General features: G+C 67.3%; 19 protein-coding genes. 16 read left to right on the top strand and 3 right to left on the bottom strand.

Features of this window, described 5'->3' with window-relative positions:
* The first annotated feature begins 29 nt into the window (after nucleotides 1-29).
* The 10 genes from M1K48_RS11770 (at nucleotide 30) to phoB (ending at nucleotide 8,424) form a co-directional block, all read left to right on the top strand.
* Complete coding sequence (locus M1K48_RS11770; protein ID WP_257794147.1) at nucleotides 30-677, top strand: helix-turn-helix domain-containing protein; 648 nt, start codon at nucleotides 30-32, stop codon at nucleotides 675-677.
* A gap of 69 nt (nucleotides 678-746) precedes the next feature.
* Entirely contained in the window at nucleotides 747-1,091 is a 345-nt protein-coding gene (locus M1K48_RS11775; protein WP_249503396.1) for a hypothetical protein, read from the top strand.
* 80 nt (nucleotides 1,092-1,171) lie between these two features.
* On the top strand, nucleotides 1,172-1,621 hold the full coding sequence (locus M1K48_RS11780) for a hypothetical protein (protein ID WP_249503397.1): 450 nt from the start codon (nucleotides 1,172-1,174) through the stop codon (nucleotides 1,619-1,621).
* Between the two features lie 11 nt (nucleotides 1,622-1,632).
* Complete coding sequence (locus M1K48_RS11785) at nucleotides 1,633-2,634, top strand: sensor histidine kinase (protein WP_249503398.1); 1,002 nt, start codon at nucleotides 1,633-1,635, stop codon at nucleotides 2,632-2,634.
* A gap of 107 nt (nucleotides 2,635-2,741) precedes the next feature.
* A complete protein-coding gene (locus M1K48_RS11790; RefSeq protein ID WP_249503399.1) occupies nucleotides 2,742-3,773 on the top strand; it encodes a substrate-binding domain-containing protein in 1,032 nt (343 codons plus the stop codon).
* A 21-nt stretch (nucleotides 3,774-3,794) separates the two neighbouring features.
* Nucleotides 3,795-5,189 carry a phosphate ABC transporter permease subunit PstC gene (gene pstC, locus M1K48_RS11795; RefSeq protein WP_249503400.1) on the top strand — a complete coding sequence of 465 codons (1,395 nt, stop codon included), beginning with the start codon at nucleotides 3,795-3,797 and terminating at the stop codon, nucleotides 5,187-5,189.
* Nucleotides 5,182-6,075 (top strand): phosphate ABC transporter permease PstA, encoded by an 894-nt coding sequence (gene pstA, locus M1K48_RS11800; protein ID WP_249503401.1) that lies wholly within the window; start codon nucleotides 5,182-5,184, stop codon nucleotides 6,073-6,075. The genes pstC and pstA overlap by 8 nt, the downstream gene beginning before the upstream one ends.
* Nucleotides 6,076-6,275: 200 nt before the next feature.
* Nucleotides 6,276-7,022, top strand: a complete 747-nt coding sequence (gene pstB / locus M1K48_RS11805; protein WP_249505246.1) for a phosphate ABC transporter ATP-binding protein PstB — start codon at nucleotides 6,276-6,278, stop codon at nucleotides 7,020-7,022.
* A gap of 14 nt (nucleotides 7,023-7,036) precedes the next feature.
* On the top strand, nucleotides 7,037-7,732 hold the full coding sequence (gene phoU / locus M1K48_RS11810; protein ID WP_249503403.1) for a phosphate signaling complex protein PhoU: 696 nt from the start codon (nucleotides 7,037-7,039) through the stop codon (nucleotides 7,730-7,732).
* Nucleotides 7,732-8,424 (top strand): phosphate regulon transcriptional regulator PhoB, encoded by a 693-nt coding sequence (gene phoB, locus M1K48_RS11815; RefSeq protein WP_249503404.1) that lies wholly within the window; start codon nucleotides 7,732-7,734, stop codon nucleotides 8,422-8,424. The genes phoU and phoB overlap by 1 nt, the downstream gene beginning before the upstream one ends.
* Nucleotides 8,425-8,427: 3 nt before the next feature.
* Here phoB and M1K48_RS11820 read toward each other — a convergent pair whose 3' ends face one another.
* On the bottom strand, nucleotides 8,428-8,757 hold the full coding sequence (locus tag M1K48_RS11820) for a hypothetical protein (RefSeq protein WP_249503405.1): 330 nt from the start codon (nucleotides 8,755-8,757) through the stop codon (nucleotides 8,428-8,430).
* Between the two features lie 74 nt (nucleotides 8,758-8,831).
* On the opposite strand from M1K48_RS11820, the gene ku reads away from it, so the two are divergent.
* The 4 genes from ku to M1K48_RS11840 all read left to right on the top strand — a co-directional run bounded on the left by ku (nucleotide 8,832) and on the right by M1K48_RS11840 (nucleotide 12,989).
* Nucleotides 8,832-9,743, top strand: coding sequence for a non-homologous end joining protein Ku (gene ku / locus M1K48_RS11825; RefSeq protein WP_249503406.1), 912 nt, complete (start codon nucleotides 8,832-8,834; stop codon nucleotides 9,741-9,743).
* 6 nt (nucleotides 9,744-9,749) lie between these two features.
* A complete protein-coding gene (gene ligD / locus M1K48_RS11830; RefSeq protein ID WP_249503407.1) occupies nucleotides 9,750-12,284 on the top strand; it encodes a DNA ligase D in 2,535 nt (844 codons plus the stop codon).
* Between the two features lie 60 nt (nucleotides 12,285-12,344).
* A complete protein-coding gene (locus M1K48_RS11835; RefSeq protein WP_249503408.1) occupies nucleotides 12,345-12,671 on the top strand; it encodes a low molecular weight protein tyrosine phosphatase family protein in 327 nt (108 codons plus the stop codon).
* Between the two features lie 78 nt (nucleotides 12,672-12,749).
* Nucleotides 12,750-12,989, top strand: a complete 240-nt coding sequence (locus tag M1K48_RS11840; protein ID WP_249503409.1) for a hypothetical protein — start codon at nucleotides 12,750-12,752, stop codon at nucleotides 12,987-12,989.
* A gap of 38 nt (nucleotides 12,990-13,027) precedes the next feature.
* Here the strand turns inward: M1K48_RS11840 and M1K48_RS11845 are convergent, their stop codons facing one another.
* On the bottom strand, nucleotides 13,028-13,420 hold the full coding sequence (locus M1K48_RS11845; RefSeq protein WP_249503410.1) for a reverse transcriptase-like protein: 393 nt from the start codon (nucleotides 13,418-13,420) through the stop codon (nucleotides 13,028-13,030).
* Between the two features lie 107 nt (nucleotides 13,421-13,527).
* Between M1K48_RS11845 and M1K48_RS11850 the strand changes: the two genes are divergently transcribed.
* Both M1K48_RS11850 and M1K48_RS11855 read left to right on the top strand, forming a co-directional pair.
* Nucleotides 13,528-14,049, top strand: a complete 522-nt coding sequence (locus M1K48_RS11850; RefSeq protein ID WP_249503411.1) for a hypothetical protein — start codon at nucleotides 13,528-13,530, stop codon at nucleotides 14,047-14,049.
* A gap of 2 nt (nucleotides 14,050-14,051) precedes the next feature.
* Nucleotides 14,052-15,374: a DNA-packaging protein gene (locus M1K48_RS11855; protein ID WP_249503412.1), complete on the top strand. Its 1,323-nt coding sequence runs from the start codon at nucleotides 14,052-14,054 to the stop codon at nucleotides 15,372-15,374.
* On the opposite strand, the gene M1K48_RS11860 is transcribed toward M1K48_RS11855, so the two are convergent.
* Nucleotides 15,371-16,741: a glutamate--cysteine ligase gene (locus tag M1K48_RS11860; protein ID WP_249503413.1), complete on the bottom strand. Its 1,371-nt coding sequence runs from the start codon at nucleotides 16,739-16,741 to the stop codon at nucleotides 15,371-15,373. The genes M1K48_RS11855 and M1K48_RS11860 overlap by 4 nt on opposite strands.
* Nucleotides 16,742-16,748 lie beyond the last annotated feature (7 nt).

Below are 16,748 nucleotides of genomic sequence, written 5' to 3' on the forward strand. Positions count from 1 at the left end.
ATACTGACGGTTTCTGTTACGCTTCAAAGATGATCCCGAATTCCAAGGCAGTTCGCGGGTCGACGGAGGGAGTTGAGCCGGTCGGGGGGCCGAGCTCTTCGCGCGGGGCCGATGAGGCTCGGGATCGTTGCGCTCGACTGAGCCGCGGTCAGCTCGAAGTGCTTCGCCTCGTCAATCGTCATCTCAGCTCGAAGGAGATTGCCGCCCAGCTCGGCATCTCCAGCCATACCGTCGATCAGCGTGTTCGCGGTGCGATCCGTATCCTCGGTGTCTCGCGCCGAAGCGAGGCCGCGCGCCTCGTCGACCTGTTCGACACGGCGGGCACGCCGGCCGTCGCCGCCACCGAAGGGCGAACAGGACCATATCAGCGTTTGATACATCAAGCGCCGGACATCGACGCCGGATCGGACCCAAGCCAGTCAGAGGGGGCGGTCAGTTCTCAGATTCGGCACGCTGATCGCACAAGGGGGACCGGGACGGGGCGTCTCGAAACCGAGCAGAGCGCGCTTCATTCCCGGTCTTCCTTGTTACCGTGGTCGACTTCGCAACAGGCCAGCAATAGCTGGGGCGTGGGACAAAGGCTGGCGGCGATCGTGACCATCGCGATCGTGTCCAGTTTCTCGGCGGGAATGCTGCTGGCGGGGCTGGAGAGCCTGACGCGGCTGCTGGTCCGCTAGGACGTCCCTCCTCTCTATTGCTGCTCAGTCAGTCAATCCGGGGGTCGGGGCCCCCGGTCAGGAGGCTTCATGCGCAGGCAAATCATCGAACAAACCGCATTCAACGTCGCCCAGCAGGTCCGGGCGGTCGAGGACAGTATCGAAGCGGCGCTCATCGAGCTCGCGGAACTTCAGAACCGCATGATCCGGGCCCGTTCGGTCGCCGGCGTGGGCATCGCCACCGGTCATGACGCGCTGGAGCAGATCGTGGTCTCGCTGCAGGGGCTGATCAGGGCCCGCGGCGGAATGGCGCACTGCCATGCGGCGCTGGTGACCGCCAAGCAGCATGTCCCCGGACTGCGCGCCGTGTCGTTCGGCGACGGCCAGGACTGCCCGCCGCTGCCGCAGACGGCAACCCTGCAGGTAGTAGCCTGATACCGATTCTCCTTTTTTCAGAGGGCGTTGCCGGTCCCCTTACCGGCGGCGCCCCTTATCCTGTCGGGAACTGCTGAGCGATGCGGGTCGTCGCCTTCTATCTCCTTCTGGCGGGCCTCATGGCCCTGACCTTCTGGCGCGGTCGCAGCGATGAACGAATCGCCGCCGGAGTGTGCGTCGGCGGGACGCTGCTGACGGTGCTGGTCGGCAATCGGCTGGCGGTCCACCATTCCTACTTCGATGTCGCCGCGTTTGTGGTCGATATGGGGGTGCTTGCCGCATTCCTGGCGATCGCCCTGCGGTCGACCCGCTTCTGGCCCTTGTGGGTCGCTGGGCTGCAGCTCACCACTACCAGCGTTCACCTGCTGATGTTACTGTCGCCGCAGCTTCCTGGCGGGATTTTCGGCGCGGCGCTGGCCTTCTGGTCCTATCCTATCCTGTTGCTGATCGGCATCGGCGCCTGGCGCACCCCCTTGATCGAACAATGGCGCGCCGCGTCCGACATTGCCTCGCGGCGGCCGATCACCTAGCCAGCGGAGCCATGCCGCTTCCGCCGCTCGTGCTTGCGCTGCTTGACGCGCTGGAGGAGCCGGCGCTGCTCGTGAGCGGCGAGCGGACCCAGGCAGCCAACGCCGCCGCCCGCGTCCTGCTGGGACGAGGTCTCGTCGACCAGGACGTCCGCTTCGCCATTCGCCAGCCCCATGCCCTCGACGCCATTCGCCATGGCCGGGCCGGGCGATTCGAGGTGGTCGGGATCGGCGGGGTCGATCGCAGCTTCGAAGTGGTGATTACCGAGCTTGGCGACGGGCTGTTGCTGGTGCGGCTGGTCGACCGTTCGGCCCGCCGCGCGGCGGAAAGGGCGCAGGTCGATTTCGTCGCCAACGCCAGCCACGAATTGCGCACCCCGCTCGCCGCCGTGCTCGGATTTTCGGAAACGCTGACGGACGAGGCGCCGCTGGCGGAGGGCATCCGGCGGCGATTTGGCCAGCAGATCCACAGCCAGGCGACCCGCATGATGGTGATCATCCGCGACCTGATGAGCCTGTCGCGGATCGAGGCCGACCGGTTCAGTGTGCCCGGCCACAGCGTCGCGCTGGAAGAGATCGCCCGCGAAGCGGTGAGCGCCGCGGCGCCGCTGGCCGACAGCCGGTCGTGCACGATCGAGTTCGACCCTGGCGAGGCGTCGGCGCTGGTGCGCGGGGATGCGCCGCAGCTTCGGCAGATGCTCGACAATCTGCTTGGCAATGCGGTGCGCTACGGCTGCGCGGGGACGGGCGGGCGGATCAGGGTCGCGCTGTCGAGCGAAGGTGAGTGGCATCGCCTTGGCGTGCGCGACTGGGGCGAGGGGGTGGACGCCCGGCATTTGCCGCGCCTGACCGAGCGCTTCTTCCGCGTCGATGCGGCGCGCAGCCGCGACGGCGGCGGAACCGGGCTGGGCCTCGCCATCGTCGCGCAGATCGTCGAGCGGCACCGCGGCCTACTCCAGATCCGGAGCACACCGGGCGAGGGAACCGAGGTCGAAGTCCGGCTTCCCCGCGCCTGAACCGGGGGCGTGTCATCAGCCTGTAACCTGCCGGTCACATGGGCTGCGGGACGGCGGGGCAAGAGGCGCCGGACCGGGCGTATCCGCCCACTGGAGACAAGAAGACAATGAGCAAGTTCTGGCTGGCAGTGCCGCTCGCGCTTGGGCTGAGCGCCTGCGGTGGCGGGTCCAACAATGCGGCTTCGCAGCTGAAGATCGTCGGTTCCTCGACGGTCTATCCCTTCACCACCGCGGTTGCCGAGGCCTTCCAGAAGGCCAATGCCGGGACCAGCGTGATCGTCGAATCGACCGGCACCGGCTCGGGCATCAAGCTCTTCTGCGAAGGCGTCGGGCAGAAGTTTCCCGACATGGTCAACGCCTCGCGCCAGATGAAGAAGAGCGAGTATGACGCCTGCGCCGCCGCCGGTGCCAAGCAGGTGGTCGAAGTGCCGATCGGGATTGACGGGCTGACCCTGATCGAATCGAACAAGGCCGCGCCGCTCAAGGTCACGCTGGCCGACATCTATGCCGCGGTCGCCGCCAACCCCTATGGCAAGGGGCCGAACAAGGCGCAGACCTGGAAGGACGTCAATCCGGCGCTTCCGGCGATCAAGATCCGCGTCATGGGCCCGCCGCCGACCAGCGGCACCCGCGACAGCTTTGCCGAACTGATGCTGACCAAGGGCTGCGAGAGCGATCCGGCGATGAAGGCGCTCAAGGCCAGCGACGAGGCGAAGCACAAGGACCTGTGCACCAAGGTGCGCGAGGACGGCGTGTTCGTCGAAGCGGGGGAGAACGACAATCTGCTGGTGCAGAAGGTCGAGGCCGATCCCGGAACCGTCGGCGTGCTGGGCTACAGTTTCCTCAGCGCGAACGCGGACAAGATCCGGCCGGTCGAGATCAATGGCGTGCTGCCGAGCGAGGCGACGATCCAGGACCTGTCCTACCCGGGTGCGCGCCGGCTCTACATCTACGTCAAGGGCGAGCATGCGGCGGTGAAGCCCGCGATCAAGGGCTTCCTGGCGCAGTTCGCCAAGGAGTGGAGCACCGGCGGCCTGCTCGAGAAGCGCGGGCTGGTGCCGTTCATCGGCGCGGACGCGCAGGCGGCCAATGCCGCCGCGACGAGCCTGACGCCGCTCGACGCGTCCAAGCTCAAGTAAGCGGATCGGCGCACCACCGCCATGAGCCTCGCTGTCGGCCTCCTGCTCGTCCTGTGCGTCGCCGCCGCCGCCTTTGTGCTTGCGCGCGGGCGGGCGACGGGGCTGCGTGTCGGCGGCGGGGCGGGGCGGCAGCGGCTCAACAGCCTGCCCTTCTACCATGGCGCCTACGCCTTCCTGTGGGCGGTGATCCCGGCGCTGCTGTTCCTTGCCGCCTGGGCGCCGATCCAGCAGGCGCTGATCACCGACGCAGTGATGTCGAGCCCGGCGGGGCAGGCGCTTCCGGACTTCGACCTCGCCCGCGATTCGATCCTGTCGGAGGCCCGCGCGGTGGCGAGCGGATCGTCCGACATCGCCTTCAATCCGCAGGCGCAGGCGCTGGTCCCGGTTTTCCAGGGAGCGACCACCCGTTTCTCGCTGATCGGCGGCGGGTTCGCGCTGCTGCTGGCGCTGGCCGGGGCGGGCTGGGCCTGGTCGCGGATCGGGATCGACCTCAGGGCCCGGGCCGGGGTCGAGAAATGGCTGATGGGGCTACTGGTCGCGGCCTCGATGATCGCGATCCTGACCACGTTCGGGATCGTCCTCTCGCTGTTGTTCGAGACCATGCGCTTCTTCCAGAAGGTGCCGGCGGCCGACTTCCTGTTCGGCACCAGCTGGTCACCGCAGGTCGCGATCCGGGCCGACCAGGCGGGCTCGTCGGGCGCGTTCGGCTCGGTGCCCCTGTTCTGGGGGACGGTGTTCATCGGCGCGATCATCGCCATGATCGTCGCGATTCCGCTGGGGCTGATGAGCGCGATCTTCCTGACGCAATATGCCCATGCGCGGATGCGCAAGGTGCTGAAGCCACTGCTGGAGATCCTCGCCGGCGTGCCTACGGTGGTCTACGGCTATTTCGCGGCGCTGACGGTGGCTCCGCTGGTCCGCGACCTCGGCCTCGGAATCGGGATCAGCAACGCGTCGAGCGAAAGCGCGCTGGCCGCGGGCCTGGTGATGGGCGTGATGATCATCCCGTTTGTCAGCTCGATGGCCGACGACAGCATTGCCGCGGTGCCGCAGGCGATGCGCGACGGTAGCCTGGCGCTGGGCGCCACCCGGTCCGAGACGATCCGCAAGGTGATCCTGCCCGCCGCGCTGCCCGGCGTGGTCGGCGGCGTCCTGCTGGCGGTCAGCCGGGCGATCGGCGAGACCATGATCGTGGTGATGGCGGCGGGCCTGTCCGCCAACCTCACCGCCAACCCGTTCAACAGCGTCACCACCGTCACCACACAGATCGTCCAGCTGCTGACCGGCGACCAGGAGTTCGACAGCCCCAAGACGCTGGCCGCCTTCGCGCTGGGCCTGGTGCTGTTCCTGGTGACGCTCGTCCTCAACCTCATCGCGCTGCGGGTCGTCCGCAAGTATCGGGAAGCGTATGAATAAGCCGTCCAACCGCTGGTCGAGCGAGGCGATGACCCGCCGGGTCGGCCGCCGCTACGCCGCCGAGCGCCGGTTCAAGGCGCTGGGACTGGTGGCGGTGCTGGTCAGCCTGGCCTTCCTCGCCTTCCTGCTGATCACGATGACCGTGCGCGGGATCGGCGGGTTCAGCGAAACCTTCCTCACCGCCAGCGATGCGACCGACCCGGCCGCGGTCGGGGTGTGGGGCGCGCTCAAAGGCTCGTTCCTGACCATCGCGGTGACGATGGCGCTGGCCTTTCCGGTCGGGGTGCTGGCGGCGGTCTATCTGGAGGAATTCGCCAAGCGGAACCGCTGGAACGACTTCATTGAGGTCAGCATCAACAACCTCGCCGCGGTGCCGTCGATCATCTTCGGCCTGCTGGGGCTTGCGGTGTTCCTCAACACGCTGCAGCTGCCGCGCTCGGCCGCGCTGGTCGGGGGCCTGACGCTGGCGCTGATGACCATGCCGGTCATCGTCATCGCCGGGCGCAACGCGATCAAGGCGGTGCCGCCGTCGATCCGCGATGCGGCGCTGGGGGTCGGCGCGTCGAAGATGCAGGTGGTGTTCCACCATGTCCTGCCGCTTGCCCTGCCCGGGATCATGACCGGAACCATCATCGGGATGGCCCGTGCGCTGGGCGAGACTGCACCGCTGCTGATGATCGGGATGCGCGCCTTCATCGCCACGCCGCCGGGCGGGCTGGTCGATCCAGCCACCGTGCTTCCGGTGCAGATCTTCCTGTGGTCGGACGAGGTCGACCGCGCGTTCGTCGAGAAGACGAGCGCGGCGATCATCGTCCTCCTGCTGTTCATGCTGCTGATGAACGGTCTCGCCATCTATCTTCGCAACCGCTTCGAGCGCCGCTGGTAAGGCCGCCTGACATGAACGACGAAAAAGAACCCCTTCTGACCAATTCGACGGTGCCGTTTCCGTCGACCGCGATCGCGCGCGAAGCAGCGGAAAAGGACGTGCTGGCGCCGGACCTGCGGCCCGAAGTGCCGACCCCGACTGCGACCGAAGGCGGACGGACGATTGTCCCGGGCGATGCCGACATCGCCACGACGCCGAAGATGCGCGCGGAGGACGTGCGGGTGTTCTACGGCGAGAAGGAAGCGCTGAAGGGCGTGTCGATCGAGGTCCACGACGACAAGGTGACCGCCTTCATCGGTCCGTCGGGCTGCGGCAAGTCGACCTTCCTGCGCTGCCTCAACCGGATGAACGACACCATCGCGGGCGCGCGGGTGACCGGCACGATCACGCTCGACGGCGAGGACATCACCGCGCCCGAGATGGACGTGGTGCAGCTGCGGGCGCGGGTCGGCATGGTGTTCCAGAAGCCCAACCCGTTTCCCAAGTCCATCTTCGAGAATGTCGCCTACGGCCCGCGCATCCACGGGCTGGCCGACAACAAGGACGAGTTGGAGGCGATCGTCGAGAAGAGCCTGCGCCGCGCGGGCCTGTGGGACGAGGTCAAGGACCGGCTGACCGAGAGCGGGACCGCCTTGTCGGGCGGGCAGCAGCAGCGGCTGTGCATCGCGCGGGCGATCGCGGTCGATCCGGAAGTCATCCTGATGGACGAGCCCTGCTCGGCGCTGGACCCGATCGCGACCGCCAAGATCGAGGAGCTGATTCACGAGCTGCGCGGGCGCTATGCGATCGCGATCGTCACCCACAACATGCAGCAGGCGGCGCGGGTCAGCCAGCGGACCGCCTTTTTCCACCTTGGTGAGCTGATCGAATATGGCAAGACCAAGGAGATCTTCACCAACCCGCGCGAGCAGCGCACCCAGGATTATATCACCGGCCGCTACGGCTGAGAGGGACGGTATACGTGGCTAGCCAAGGACATACGCTCAAGGCGTTCGACGAGGATCTCGACCGGCTGCGCGCGCTCATCACCGAGATGGGCGGGCGGGCCGAGCATGCCATCATCGAGGCGATGCGCTGCCTTTCAGAACGCGACGGAGACGCCGCGATCAAGGTCATCGAGGATGACAAGAAGATCGACGAGCTGGAGGCCGAGACCGAGCGCCGGGTGATCCAGCTGATTGCGCTTCGCGCGCCGATGGCCGGCGACCTGCGCGACGTGGTCGCGGCGCTCAAGATCTCGGGCGTGGTCGAGCGGATCGGCGATTATGCCAAGAACATCGCCAAGCGCGTGCCCGTGCTGGAAGGCGCGAACAAGATCGAGCCGCTGTCGCTGCTGCCCGAAATGGCGCGGATCGCGGTCGGCATGGTGCACGACGTCCTGAACGCCTTCGTCCAGCGCGATGCCAAGGCGGCGCTCCAGGTGTGCGAGCGCGACAAGGCGGTCGACGATTTCTACGACAGCATCTTCCGCACGCTGCTCACCCACATGATGGAAAACCCTCACAACATCGGCCAGGCGGCGCACCTGCTGTTCGTCGCCAAGAACCTCGAGCGGGTCGGCGACCACGCCACCAACATTGCCGAGATGGTCTATTACGCCGCGACCGGGCAGCAGATGGCCGATCGCGTGAAGGGTGCCGAGGCGGTGTCGCTCTGATGGCCTCGCGCGGCCGCCTCCTGCTGGTCGAGGATGATCGCTCGCTGGCCGAGCTGATCACCTTTCATTTCGAGCGCGAAGGCTATGTCGTGGAGCGCACCGGGGACGGCGAGGAAGCGCTGATCCTGGCCGAGGAGATCCGCCCGGACCTGATGGTCCTCGACTGGATGATCGAGGGGATCAGCGGGATCGAGGTGTGCCGGCGGCTGCGGCGGCGGCCGAGCACCGCCAACCTGCCGATCCTGATGCTGACCGCGCGCGGCGAGGAGGACGACCGCGTCCGCGGGCTCGAGACCGGCGCCGACGATTACATCACCAAGCCCTTCAGCCCCAAGGAGCTGGTGGCGCGCGCCGCCGCGGTGCTTCGCCGGGTGCGTCCGGCGTTGGCGGCCGAGACGCTGGACTATGCCGGGCTGGAGATGGACCTCACCGCCCACCGGGTGAAGCGCGAGGGCAAGACGCTGTCGCTGGGGCCGACCGAATATCGTCTGTTGCGGCACTTCCTGGAGAATGCCGGGCGGGTGTTCTCGCGCCAGCAGCTCCTGGAGACGGTGTGGCCGCACAGCGAGGAGATCGAGCTTCGCACGGTCGACGTCCACATCCGCCGCCTGCGGCTGGCGCTGGGCGAGCCCGACCTGATCCGCACGGTGCGCAGCGCCGGCTATGCGCTGGATGCCGAAGGCTCCGCCTGAGCCTTATGCCGCGATCAGCGCGACCAGGCTGGCGGTGATGCTGAGCAGGACGGCAATGACGATCAGCGCGACGCGGGTGCCGCGCGCCTTGGCACTGGCCACTGCGGTCTCATCCAGCCAGTAGCGCCCGGCGCCGGCCGAGCGGACCTGCCCGCGCTTGATCAGCCCCGCGAGGAGCTTGTCGGTGCCCTTGGCCGACAGATCGAGCGGGATGGCGGTGCGCGCGCTGGTTGCCCCGCCTTTCCTCAGCGGACCGGTGATGTGGGTGTCGGTCAGCGCCTGCTGCTGCGCGGCGGCGGCGATCAGGGCGGCGTTGATAGCGGGATTGACCATCGCGCGATCCTAACGGAACCGCGCGCCTCTCCCAAGCGATTCAGGCACGAAACGATCTTCAGGAGCAAGACGCCATGGCCGCTCGTCCCAGCTGGCGCGGACAGATCCGCCTCGCACTCGTCTCGATCCCGGTCGAGATCTTTCCCGCGTCCAAATCGGGCGCGAGTATCTCCTTTCACCAGATCCACGAGCCGAGCGGCAAGCGCATCAAGTATGAAAAGGTCGCGCCGGGTGTGGGTCCGGTCAGCGCCGACGACATCGTGAAAGGGTTCGAGATTTCGAAGGGCGAATATGTCCTGCTCGAGCCCGAGGAGATCGAAAGCGTCAAGCTGGAGAGCCGCAAGACGCTGGAGCTGGCGCAGTTCGTCGATGCCGACGAGATCGACGCGTTGTATTACGAGAAGCCCTATTTCGTGGTCCCGGCGGACGACTTGGCGGAAGAAGCGTTCATCGTCCTGCGCGAGGCGCTTCGACGGGCCCGCAAGGTTGGAATCGGGCAACTGGCGATGCGCGGGCAGGAATATGTCGTCGCGATCAAGCCGTGCGGGCGCGGGATCCTGATGGAGACGCTGCGCTATGCCGACGAGCTCAACAAGGCGTCGAGCTATTTCCGCGATATCGAGGATGCCGAGCCCGACGCCGACCTACTCGAGCTGGCGACCTCGCTGATCGACAAGAAGACCGGCAAGTTCGACGCCGGCGAGTTCCACAATCGCTATGTCGACGCGCTGAAGGGGCTGATCGAGGAGAAGCGCAAGAAGAAGGGCGGCGGGCTGGTCATCCAGGATGCCGGCGACAAGGAGCCGCCTAAGAAGAGCAATGTGGTCGACCTGATGGCGGCGCTGAAGAAGAGCCTGGGCGAGAGCAACGACAATGACGGCGGCGCCGCCCCGCCCAAGAAACCGGCGGCGAAAAAGACCGCGGCCAAGGCGGCGCCGGCGCGCAAGCCCGCCACCCCGCGCAAGGCGGCCGGGGGCAAGAGGTAGGCCGCCATGGCCCGCGCTACGACCCGCAAGCCCGCCCCCAAGGGTCTCGATATCGAGACCTACAATGCCAAGCGCGACTTTGCGAAGACGGGGGAGCCCAAGGGGCGCAAGCTCAAGGGCAAGGGCGACAGCTTCGTCGTCCAGAAGCATGACGCGAGCCGGCTGCACTGGGACTTCCGGCTGGAGCTGGACGGGGTGCTGAAGAGCTGGGCGGTACCCAAGGGGCCGAGCCTCGATCCGGCGGTAAACCGGCTGGCGATGCGGACCGAGGACCATCCGCTCGACTATGGGACGTTCGAAGGGATCATTCCGGCCGGCGAATATGGCGGCGGTACGGTGATGCTGTGGGATCGCGGGCAGTGGATCCCGCACCCCGACAAGGACCCGCGCAAGACGCTGGAGGAGGGTCATCTGCACTTCACGCTCGAGGGCGAGCGGATGAAAGGCGAGTGGGTGATGTTCCGGATGAAGGGGAAACCCGGCGAGAAGGGCGAGGCCTGGATGCTGAAAAAGGTCACCGACGAGGCGGCCGCTCCGGACGAGGGCGAGGCGCTGGTCGAGCAGTGCCTGACCAGCGTCGACAGCGGGCGCAGCATGGCCGAGATCGCCGCCGGCGAGGACGTGTGGGAGTCGAACCGGCGGGGGAAGAATGGCGGGCGGACCAAGCGCAAGGTGACGCCGCCGCCGCCCGCTTTCCTGGACCCGCAGCTGGCGACGCTGGCCGACCATCCGCCCACCGGCAGCGGGTGGATCCACGAGTATAAATATGACGGCTATCGGCTGCTGCTGAGCACCGGCGAGGGCGCGGCGGTGGCGTGGACCCGCAACGGCAAGGACTGGAGCGACTTCTTCGGCGAGCTGACCGAGGCGGCGGCGGCGAGTCTTCCGGCCGGGTGCCTGATCGACGGCGAGGCGGTGGCGCTGGACGCCGCGGGCAAGCCCAATTTCGGCATGCTGCAGGCGACGGTGAAGGGCGGCAAGGGGCAGGAGCGGCCCGACCTCGCCTTCTACGCCTTCGACCTGCTGGTCGATCGCGGGGAGGATATCCGCAAGCTCACCAACCTAGAGCGCAAGGCGCGGCTGGCGGCGCTGATGAAGGGGGTGCCTGGGCCGCTCATCTATGGCGACCATGTGGTCGGCAAGGGCGAGCAATTGTTCGAGAAGATCTGCGCCGATGGGGGCGAAGGGATCATTTCGAAAAAGGCCGATGCGCCGTATCGAGGTGTCAGGACCAAATGCTGGCTGAAAGTGAAGTGCATTGCCCGGCAGGAGTTCGTGATCGTCGGCTGGCAGGCGAGCGACAAGCGGCGCGGATTCCGCTCGCTGCACCTTGGCGTGAACCAGGACGGCACGCTGCGCTATGTCGGCAAGGTCGGAACCGGGTTCGACAGCGCGACGCTGGAAATCCTGTCCGAGCGGATGGCGCCGCTGAAGCTGGACAAGTCGCCGCTGGAGGTGCCGCGGACGGCGTTGCGCGGATCGACGTGGATCAAGCCCGAACTGGTGGCGGAGATCGCCTATACCGAGTTCACCAGCGACGGCATCCTGCGGCATCCAAGCTTCCTGGGGCTGCGCGAGGACAAGTCCGCGAAGCAGGTGGTGCTGGAAACGCCCGAGCCGGTGGCGGCGCCGGCCCGCAAGGGCGGAAAGGCGACCAAGCTGTGCACCGCCGCCGACTTCCAGCTGCGCCTGACCAGCCCGGAAAAGGTGATCTTTCCCGAGGATGGACTGACCAAGGGCGAACTGGCCGACTATTATGCGGCGGTGGCGGACCTGCTGCTGATCGACTTGGCCAAGCGGCCGATGACGCTGATCCGCTGTCCGTCGGGACGGGCCAAGAAGTGCTTTTTCCAAAAGCATGACACCGGGTCGATGGGCGAGCATGTGCTCCGCATTCCGGTCACCGAGGGCGCGGGCACGACGGAAGAGGATTATCTCTACGTCGAGGAGGCGGTCGGGGCGCTGGAATGTGTTCAGATGAACACGATTGAGTTTCATGGCTGGGGGAGCCGGATCGATCCGCTGGAGAAGCCCGACCGGCTGGTGTTCGACCTCGATCCCGACGAGGGGCTTGGGTTCGAGCGGGTGAAGACGGCGGCGGTGCGGCTGCGCGAGTTGCTGGCCGATCTGGGGCTGGAGACGTTCCCGCTGTTGTCGGGCGGCAAGGGAATCCACGTCATCGCCCCGCTCGATCAGGAGGCGGAATGGCCGGGGGTCAAGAGCTTTGCCGAGCGGTTCAGCCGCGCGATCTCGGAGGCCGAACCGGAAACGTTCACCGCGAACATCCGAAAGAACCAACGCAAGGGACGCATCTTCCTCGACTGGCTGCGCAATCAGCGCGGCGCGACCGCGGTGATGCCTTATTCGGCCCGCGCCCGCGAAGGAGCGCCGGTGGCTGCGCCGGTGTCGTGGGAGGAACTGGACGGGATCGAGGGAGCGAACCGCTTCACCATCCGCGACGCCGCACTGCTGCTGGAGCGGGCGGGGAGCAAGGGACTGAAGGGCTGGGGCCAGTCGAAGCAGGGTCTGCCCACGGTGTGAGCCGATCGTAATGCACGGTGACCCCTTGCGGCCATGCCGATGGCGCGTCACCAGCGTGTGGTGAAGAACGTCCTGTTCGTCTGCAGTCAGAACCGCTTGCGCAGCCCCACGGCCGAGCAGGTTTTCGCCTTGCACCCCGGCCTCAACGTCTCATCGGCCGGGACCAACAACGATGCCGAAAACCCGATCACGCCGGAGCTTCTCCGGTGGGCGGACCTGATCTTCGTGATGGAGAAGGCGCACCGGACCAAGCTGCAGAAGAGGTACCGGGGCGACCTCGGGAATGCCCGCATCATCTGCCTCGACATACCGGATGATTATGCGTTCATGGACGACGAGCTGATCCAGCTGCTGAAGGCGAAGGTTGGTCGCTTCCTGCGGATGTGACGGCCTGTGCCGAGGCGATTGTTCACGGCGATGAACGGAACGTTGGAACTATCAAGCCCTCCGAAGCGATATGCCGGTGTGCAGACACTTCGCAGCATCCTCGGCGCGCTCGCCATCGTTTCCGTCATCTTCGGCGTGCCCGTCGCCGCCACCTTGCTGGCGGGGCAGTTCGGACTGTCGTTCCGACTGGTCGGGTGGCTCACCTTGCTGTCGATGATCGTGCTGACGTTCCAGGCTCGCTCGATCATCGGGCGCCTGCTGGTGGGCGAGCGCAAGCTGGCCCCGGCGCTGGTACGGCGGCGTCGCAGGCTGAACTAGAGCCTGGGCCGGATCGGCCGAGCAGCTTTCATTTCGACTTAGCGACGGCGCCCGGCAAGGGCGATCCCGGCCAGGTTCTGCGCGCGGGGGATCCAGCGGATGCGGCGCGGCGCAGCGGCAGCGGCGAGCGTGGTGAAGCGGGTCAGCTGTTCGCGCTCCGCCTGTGTCCGGCAGGGCGCTGTGCCGGTGGCTTGGGCAATGATGCTGCGGCTGTCACCGAGCAGGTCGAACGCCTGCACCCCGAGGGCATGGGCGACTTCGAGCGCCTTTAAGAGAGCCAGCCATTCGGCATCGCCATTGCTGCCTTCACCAAGGTCGTCGAAGAAGTGCACCACGCCGCGCGCGACTACCGCAACCTCGAACGGGCCAGGGTTCGGACGGGCGCCACCGTCGAAATAGATCTTGAGGGACTTGGGAGGACGAGCGGACACGCGCCCGTTGTAGGTTAGGCGCGCGCTGGGTGCGAGCAAGCTCCACAACCTTGACAAAACAAACCATATAGGCTAACGTATTCGCTTAGTTTGTATGGGTCGAGCGGATGGGAATCGTTGGGGGCAATGGCTGCGAATTGCAGCGCAGGGGCGAGCGGGCAAATGAGTTCGGATTGGAGCGGCAGCAGGCGTTTCTCGCCCTGTTTGCGGAGAGCTGCAACATCAGCGAGTCGGCCCGTCAGGTCGGGGTGGCGGTGTCCACGGTCTACAAGCGGCGCCGCGACGACGAGCAGTTTCGGATCGCCTTTGCAACCGCGCAGGATCATGCGACCGCCCTTCTGAAGGCCGAACTGGTTCGTCGGGGGCTCGAGCTTCTGCGGGCGGCGACCCCGGCCGAGACGGATGGAGCCGCGCTTGCAGGGATGGATGCCAAGTTCCTGCTGTCGCTGGTGGCGCAGCATGAGCGCAGCGTCGGCAAGGAGTTGGGTGACATCAAGCCGCAACGGTCCGATGCCGGCGAGGCGGCCAAGCGATTGCAGGCGCTGCTGATTCGGATGCGGCTGGAGCGCAAACGTGAGATGGAGGAACGGCGGCTCGAAAGGCTGGAGCGGCTCGAGCGGAAGCGCTGAGGGTGACGGAGGAGGTGTGCCCACGCGCGGTACTGCGCGAGATCGCCAATGCGCCCAAGTGGCTGCGCGATAAGTTGCCGATCGCGCAATTGTCCAAGGCCGACCAGCGCGGGCTGGCCTGGGCCTGGGCGTCGTTCCAGCGCGAATCCCAGGCGCCGCCGACCGGCGATTGGTCGGTGTGGCTGCTGCAGGCCGGGCGCGGATTCGGCAAGACCCGGGTCGGGGCGGAATGGGTGCTTGAACAAGCGCGCCGCAATCCCGGGTGCCGGATCGCCCTGATCGGCGCGACGATCGAGGAAGCGCGGCGGATCATGGTCGATGGCGAAAGCGGGATCCTGGCCTGTTCGCCGCCGGGCGAAGAACCGCGCTGGTTAGCGAGCCGCAACGAGCTGAAGTTCAGGTCGGGGGCGGTGGCGACGCTTTACAGCGGAGCGCATGGTGATGGCCTGCGGGGGCCGCAGCACGACTTCGCCTGGGCCGACGAACTGGGCAAGTGGAGCGACGCGACGGGCGCGTGGAGCAACCTGCAATTGGGGTTGCGACTGGGCGATGAGCCGAGGACGGTGGTGACCACGACCCCGGGCAATGATGCGCTGCTGGTCGAGATCGCCGAGCAGCCGGGGACACAGGTGACGCGGGGGCGGACCGCGGACAACCTCGACCTGCCGGAAGGGTGGCATCGCCGGATGGAGGCGCTGTACCGGGGCACGCGGCTGGGCCTGCGCGAGCTGGACGGGGAGCTGACCGGCGAGGCGGAGAATGCCTTGTGGACCCGCGACACGCTGGAGAAGACGCGGGTGCGCGACGGCAGAAGCGGGGAGCCGGTGCGGGTAGTGATCGGGGTCGATCCACCGGCGACAAGCGGCGGCGATGCGTGCGGGATCGTGGTGTGTGGCAAGGCGGCGGACGGCCGGCTGCTGGTGCTGGCCGACCTCAGCTGCCGCGGGCTGTCGCCGGCGGGCTGGGCGGCGCGGGTCGCTGACGCGGCGGCGGTATGGGGTGCCGACCGGGTGGTGGCGGAGGCGAACAACGGCGGGGACATGGTGTTGCAGGTGCTGGCCCAGGCTGACTTCCACCTGCCGGTGCGCAAGGTCCACGCCAGCGTCGGCAAGGCGGCGCGGGCGGAGCCGATGGCGATGCTGTTCGAGAACGGCAAAGCCGGGCTGGCGGGGCGGTTCGCCGAGCTGGAGAATGAACTCTGCCACCTGACGACGGCTGGCTACGAGGGTGCCGGGTCGCCCGATCGCGCGGACGCGATGGTGTGGGCGTTGCATGAATTGAGCGGTGGTGGGCGAACGGCGCGGCCGGGGGTGCGGGGGTTCTAGAAGCTCAGCTCGTCGTAGACCTTGGACACGTCGCCGTTCCACTCGCCGTTGTACCAGGCGAGGAGGCGGTCGGCGGGGGTGATGCCGGTGGCAATCACGTCCCGCAGGGGGTCGAGGAAGCCGGTCTCGTTGGTCCCGCCGCCGTCGAGGCAGGCGCGGGCGGACAGGCCGGACGAGGCGATGTCGAGTACCCGGGCGCCAAGCTCGCGCATTGTGCCGCCGCCGGGGACCGGGGCTTCGAGCGCCTGGGCGGGAACCGCGGAGCGCAGGGCCTCACGCTCCTCGATGGTCCAATGCTTGACGAGGTCCCAGGCGGCATCGAGCGCGCCCTGGTCGTAGAGCAGCCCGACCCACAGAGCGGGAAGGGCGCAGATCCGGCCCCAGCGCCCGCCGTCGGCGCCGCGCATCTCGAGGAAGCTCTTGAGGCGGACTTCGGGGAAGGCGGTGGAGAGGTGGTCGGTCCAGTCGGCGATCGTGGGCTTTTCGCCAGGAAGCTGGGGCAGCTTGCCGTCGAGGAAAGCGCGGAAGCTTTCGCCGGCGCAGTCGATGTAGCGGCCGTCGCGCATGACGAAGTACATCGGCACGTCGAGTGCGTAGTCGCAGTAGCTTTCGTAGCCGAAGCCGTCCTCGAACACCTGCGGCAGCATGCCGGTGCGGTGGGGATCGGTGTCGGTCCAGATGTGAGAGCGGAAGGACTTGAAGCCGTTGGGCTTGCCCTCGGTCAGCGGGGAATTAGCGAAGAGGGCGGTGGCGAGCGGTTGGAGGGCCAGGCCGACGCGGAACTTCTTCACCATGTCGGCTTCGGAACTATAGTCCAAATTGACCTGGATGGTACACGTGCGAAGCATCATGTCGAGGCCCAGGCCACCCACCCGCGGCATGTGGCGGAGCATGATTGCGTAGCGGCCCTTGGGCATCACCGGCAGTTCGGCGCGGGTCTTGTCGGGCCACATGCCGAGGCCGAGGAAGCCCAATCCGAGGCGGTCGCCGATCGCCTTGACCTGCTCGAGGTGGCGGCCGGCTTCGGCGCAGGTGTCGTGGAGCGTGGCGAGCGGGGCGCCCGACAGCTCGAGCTGGCCGGCGGGTTCGAGGCTGATGGTGCCGTCGCTGCCGGAAAGGGCGATGACCTTGCCGTCTTCCAGCACCGGGCGCCAGCCGAACTCGGTCAGGCCCATGAGGAGGTCGCGGATCCCGCCGGGCTCGTCCCACGACGGCGCGCGGTGGTCGGCGAGGCGGTAAACGAACTTCTCGTGTTCGGTGCCGATCCGCCAGTCGGCTTTCGGCTTCTCGCCGCCGCTGAACACCGACAGCAGGTCGTCGCGGCCTTCGATGAGAGGGCTGTCGCTAAGGTCGGTGCGCGTGGTCATGCAGCGC

Origin of the sequence: Sphingomonas glaciei (assembly GCF_023380025.1) — a bacterium.
In the GTDB taxonomy this organism is placed as follows: domain Bacteria; phylum Pseudomonadota; class Alphaproteobacteria; order Sphingomonadales; family Sphingomonadaceae; genus Sphingomicrobium; species Sphingomicrobium glaciei.

What these genes read in the sequence shown, in the direction of transcription:
- M1K48_RS11770 (WP_257794147.1), top strand. Translation starts at nt 30, where the DNA reads ATGATCCCGAATTCCAAGGCAGTTCGCGGGTCGACGGAGGGAGTTGAG.
- M1K48_RS11775 (WP_249503396.1), top strand. Translation starts at nt 747, where the DNA reads ATGCGCAGGCAAATCATCGAACAAACCGCATTCAACGTCGCCCAGCAG.
- M1K48_RS11780 (WP_249503397.1), top strand. Translation starts at nt 1,172, where the DNA reads ATGCGGGTCGTCGCCTTCTATCTCCTTCTGGCGGGCCTCATGGCCCTG.
- M1K48_RS11785 (WP_249503398.1), top strand. Translation starts at nt 1,633, where the DNA reads ATGCCGCTTCCGCCGCTCGTGCTTGCGCTGCTTGACGCGCTGGAGGAG.
- M1K48_RS11790 (WP_249503399.1), top strand. Translation starts at nt 2,742, where the DNA reads ATGAGCAAGTTCTGGCTGGCAGTGCCGCTCGCGCTTGGGCTGAGCGCC.
- pstC (WP_249503400.1), top strand. Translation starts at nt 3,795, where the DNA reads ATGAGCCTCGCTGTCGGCCTCCTGCTCGTCCTGTGCGTCGCCGCCGCC.
- pstA (WP_249503401.1), top strand. Translation starts at nt 5,182, where the DNA reads ATGAATAAGCCGTCCAACCGCTGGTCGAGCGAGGCGATGACCCGCCGG.
- pstB (WP_249505246.1), top strand. Translation starts at nt 6,276, where the DNA reads ATGCGCGCGGAGGACGTGCGGGTGTTCTACGGCGAGAAGGAAGCGCTG.
- phoB (WP_249503404.1), top strand. Translation starts at nt 7,732, where the DNA reads ATGGCCTCGCGCGGCCGCCTCCTGCTGGTCGAGGATGATCGCTCGCTG.
- M1K48_RS11820 (WP_249503405.1), bottom strand. Translation starts at nt 8,757, where the DNA reads ATGGTCAATCCCGCTATCAACGCCGCCCTGATCGCCGCCGCCGCGCAG.
- ku (WP_249503406.1), top strand. Translation starts at nt 8,832, where the DNA reads ATGGCCGCTCGTCCCAGCTGGCGCGGACAGATCCGCCTCGCACTCGTC.
- ligD (WP_249503407.1), top strand. Translation starts at nt 9,750, where the DNA reads ATGGCCCGCGCTACGACCCGCAAGCCCGCCCCCAAGGGTCTCGATATC.
- M1K48_RS11850 (WP_249503411.1), top strand. Translation starts at nt 13,528, where the DNA reads ATGGGAATCGTTGGGGGCAATGGCTGCGAATTGCAGCGCAGGGGCGAG.
- M1K48_RS11860 (WP_249503413.1), bottom strand. Translation starts at nt 16,741, where the DNA reads ATGACCACGCGCACCGACCTTAGCGACAGCCCTCTCATCGAAGGCCGC.